A 3,302-nucleotide genomic window follows, 5' to 3' on the forward strand; every position below is an offset into this window, starting at 1 on the left:
TGGTAAAAGATCGCCTTGCCCAGTTGGTCGGCGGTCCAGGTCACCGGTTTGTGGTCCGGGTAGTTGTAATCTCCACCGCAGAACACTTCGTTGCGGTTACCGGACGGGTCGAAGAAGTAGATGGTCTTGCCGTGGGTCAGACCGTGACGGGTCGGGCCGATATCGATCGAGGTGTCGGTCATGGAGATCAGGTCGGCGGCGCGAAGCACGTCTTCCCAGGTTTCCAGGAAGAATGAGACGTGATGGAACTTGCCCTTCTCCGCGTGCTGGATAAAGGCCACGTCGTGCGCCTTGGTCGACAGGCTGAGGAACTGGGAGATGCGCGTGCCGTTGTCTTCGATCACCTGCTCGGCCAGGTAGAAACCGAGCACCTCAGTGAACAGTTCGTAGGTCGCCTGCAGTTCGTCGCCGTACATCAGACAGTGGTCGAAGCGCACCGCGCGCATACCCTTCAGGTCACGTGGCCAGGCTTCAGGGTTGACCTCCTCGATGCCCCACTTGCCGGTGTACTCCTTCTCGGCATAGAGCTCGAAGAAATGCCCGGATGGTGCCAGGAAGCGCACCCGACGCCCGCAGTCCTTGAGTTCGCCGGCAGGAATCTCCTCCACCTGGCAGCCGAACTCCAGCAGCTCGCCGGCCAGGCGGGTCAGGCAGGCATCGTCGGTCACCTTGAAGCCCATGAAATCCATGCCCGGCTGGTCGGCCTCACGCAGCACCACGGAAAATTTGTCCACCTCGCTCCAGGCCTTCAGATAGACGCGGCCCTGCTCGTCGCGGTCCATCTCGATCAGGCCGAGCAGGTCGCGGTAATGCGTTAGCGCAGCCTCCAGGTTCAACACGCGAAGCTGGACGTGGCCCGGGCGCATAACTCCTTTTTTCATCACGACACCTCTTAATGTTTCTTGTTGTCAGGGATTGCTTCGCACTTGGCGAAGGCATTCGATGTACAGATCAGCGCGTGGATACAGTTGACAGGCCAAGGCCAGGCCCTGCTTCGCGGCCTCCGGTGGAACCTGACTGCAGCTCATCCTGCCGCACTGGTAGTCGCCGCTGAGCACGCGCACCTTGCACAACCCACAGCCACCACCACGGCAACCGACCGGCACGCAACGCTTGCCCTGCTCCTCCATGGCCCGCAGGACCGACTGCTCCGGCAGGCAACGGAACACCTGGCCGCTAATCCGCTCACGCACCTCATAACTGCTGTCCATGGTTCACCTCAGATGCCCTTAAACATGACGGAAGCATCCCCCCAACAGCTCTGGGGTGATGCCTGCGCAACCCCGAAAATGAGTCTCAGGGGACCTCGTGTACGTCGCTTCTCCGCATGTCGATTTCTCTTCTTAACCAGACATAAAGATCAACCGAGGTCTCCCCCTGCCACCGGAAGAGTTACACCGGTGATGTAGGCAGCGTCGTCGGAGGCCAGGAACAGAATCGCCCCGGCCTGTTCGTCGATGTTGCCGTAGCGTTTCATCAGGCTGCTGTCGAGGGTCTGGTCGACGATCTGCTGGTACCAGACCTTCTCCTGCTCGCTCGGCTCGGCGCTGTTGCGCGGAATCCGCCGTGGAGGCGCCTCGGTGCCACCCGGCGCGGTGGCGTTGACCCGGATACCGCGCTCGGCGGTTTCAAAGGCCAGGCAGGCGGTCAGGGCGTTAACGCCACCCTTTGCCGCGCCGTAGGGCACGCGATTGACCCCGCGCGTGGCGACGGAGGAAACGTTGACGATGGCTCCACTGCCCTGCTCGAGCATTGGCGGCAGCGCGGCGTGGCAGCACCACAGGGTGGGGAACAGCGAACGACGCACTTCGGCCTCGATCTCGTGTTCCTGGTAATGCTCGAATGGCTTAGCCCAAATGGTGCCGCCAACGTTGTTGATCAGAATGTCCAGACGACCGAAGCGCTCGAGCGCCGCCGCCATCACCCGTTGGCAATCGGCGAACTGCTCAAGGTCGGCGGTCAGGGTCAGCACCTCAGCGACTCCGACCAGTTCGTCGGCCAGCTCATGTATTAGCTCGGAACGGTCGACCAGCAGCAGCCGACCTCCTTCGGCCGCCATCCGTTCGGCCACGCGGCGACCGATGCCCTGGGCAGCGCCGGTGATAACGGCAGTCTTGTCCTGGAAACGTTTGTTCATGAACCACCTCGGTTGTGTAGCCCAGATGCAATTTTGGGAAAGTTCGCAGGAAACATGGGCTCTACTGCACGAATAAAACAGGCCCGCTCACCAAGTAAGCGGACCAAAGGAGCCTCTAGGCGCTGGCGGCGAACTTCTCATAATAGAAATTGGCCGGCTGGATGCCCTGTGCGCGAATGTACTGACTGACCGCCTCGACCATTGGTGGCGGACCGCAAAGGTAGACATCTACCTCACCGCCGTTGAGGTGTTTGGGCTCGATGTACTGGGTCACATAGCCCTTTTGCGGATAGGCGCTGTCCGGGCTGGCGACGCAGGCGCTGTAGCTGAAGTTGGGAATGCGCGCGGCGAATGCCTCTAGCTTGTCCATTTCGACCAGGTCGTGGTCATGGGTGACGCCGTAGATCAGATGGAGCGGGTGCTCGCTGCCCTGCTCGGCGATCTTCTCCAGCATCGCGGTGAACGGCGCTAGGCCGGTACCACCCGCCAGCAACAGCAGCGGCCGCTTGATCTCGCGCAGATAGAACGCGCCCAGCGGTCCAGCCAGACTGACGCTATCGCCGACCTTGGCGAGGCTGGTCAGGAAGCTGCTCATCAGCCCGCCCGGCACGTTGCGGATCAGGAAGCCGACCTCGCCATCCTTTTGCAGCGAGCTGAAGGAATAGGCGCGGGTCTGGTCGCTGCCCGGCACTTGCAGATTGACGTACTGGCCCGGCAGAAACGCCAACTGGTTCAGCGATGCGCTTTTGATAGACAGCGCGATGGTGCTCTCGGACAGCTGACGCACGTTGCTGATCGCTGCCTGATAGCTGGCCTGCTGGGTCTTACAGACGTCCGATGCGGCCGGAACGCGAATCACGCAGTCGCTTTCGGCGCGCATCTGGCAGGTCAGCACGTAGCCCTGCTCGGCTTCGGCTTCGCTCAACGCATCCTCGATGTATTCCTCGCCGAGGTCGTAGCGGCCGCTCTCGGCGAAGCATTTGCAGGCGCCGCATGCACCGTCTCGGCAGTCCATGGGTAAATTGATGCCTTGGCGGTAGGCAGCATCAGCAATAGTCTCGCCAGCATTAGCATCGATGAAACGAGTGACGCCGTCTTCGAAGTTCAGTGCAACCTTGTGTGTCATGGCGGCACCTCAGACGTGGTATACATCGATGAACTGGCG

The 3,302-nt window shown here is 61.3% G+C and carries 4 protein-coding genes; all 4 read right to left on the reverse strand.

Annotation, left to right across the window (positions count from 1 at the left end):
* Positions 1-881: catechol 2,3-dioxygenase (locus DU29_RS0128920; protein ID WP_033051106.1), on the reverse strand; the 881-nt coding region annotated here is incomplete at its 3' end.
* Between the two features lie 27 nt (positions 882-908).
* Positions 909-1,211, reverse strand: a complete 303-nt coding sequence (locus DU29_RS0128925; RefSeq protein ID WP_004576015.1) for a 2Fe-2S iron-sulfur cluster binding domain-containing protein — start codon at positions 1,209-1,211, stop codon at positions 909-911.
* A gap of 149 nt (positions 1,212-1,360) precedes the next feature.
* On the reverse strand, positions 1,361-2,137 hold the full coding sequence (locus tag DU29_RS0128930) for a 1,6-dihydroxycyclohexa-2,4-diene-1-carboxylate dehydrogenase (protein WP_004576016.1): 777 nt from the start codon (positions 2,135-2,137) through the stop codon (positions 1,361-1,363).
* Between the two features lie 115 nt (positions 2,138-2,252).
* Positions 2,253-3,263, reverse strand: a complete 1,011-nt coding sequence (gene benC, locus DU29_RS0128935) for a benzoate 1,2-dioxygenase electron transfer component BenC (RefSeq protein ID WP_003452496.1) — start codon at positions 3,261-3,263, stop codon at positions 2,253-2,255.
* Positions 3,264-3,302 lie beyond the last annotated feature (39 nt).

Origin of the sequence: Pseudomonas sp. Ant30-3 (assembly GCF_000690905.1) — a bacterium.
GTDB lineage: Bacteria > Pseudomonadota > Gammaproteobacteria > Pseudomonadales > Pseudomonadaceae > Aquipseudomonas.